The organism is Halorubrum sp. SP3 (assembly GCF_005435195.1).
GTDB lineage: Archaea > Halobacteriota > Halobacteria > Halobacteriales > Haloferacaceae > Halorubrum > Halorubrum sodomense.
Map to the genome: position 1 here is coordinate 1 of NZ_SGTU01000466.1, position 368 is coordinate 368.

Genomic DNA, 368 nt, shown 5'->3' on the forward strand with positions numbered 1-368 from the left:
TTGGGGTGCCGACCGGGTTCCCTCTGTACTCGTCTCGGCTGTTAGCTGGAGAGAATACAGTGCTGACTCAATCCGGGAGTACGTCTGTGGCGTTGTCCCCGCTGTGATCTGTGTTGTAATCCCTTGCGAACCAACCGCACGGAACCCAAGTGGGTCACCGTGTTCGGCGGCCGTCTGTGCGATCCCACCAGCCACTTCACGCGCGTATTCAAGCATCGTCCCGCCATCGGTTCCAGTAGCCATTCGATTGCGATGGTCGACAATGAGAAGCGTCCGCCGATCGGTTTCTCCCTCCGTTTCACGGACATATGTCTCTCCAAGGCGAGCCGTCGCGTTCCAGTCAATCTGTTGGACGTCGTCGCCCGGCA

The 368-nt window shown here is 59.0% G+C and carries 1 protein-coding gene; it reads right to left on the reverse strand.

The window, feature by feature from the left end:
- Positions 1 to 345 (reverse strand): DUF58 domain-containing protein (locus EXE42_RS20925; protein WP_369333806.1); only part of this gene is annotated, 345 nt, incomplete at its 3' end.
- Positions 346 to 368 lie beyond the last annotated feature (23 nt).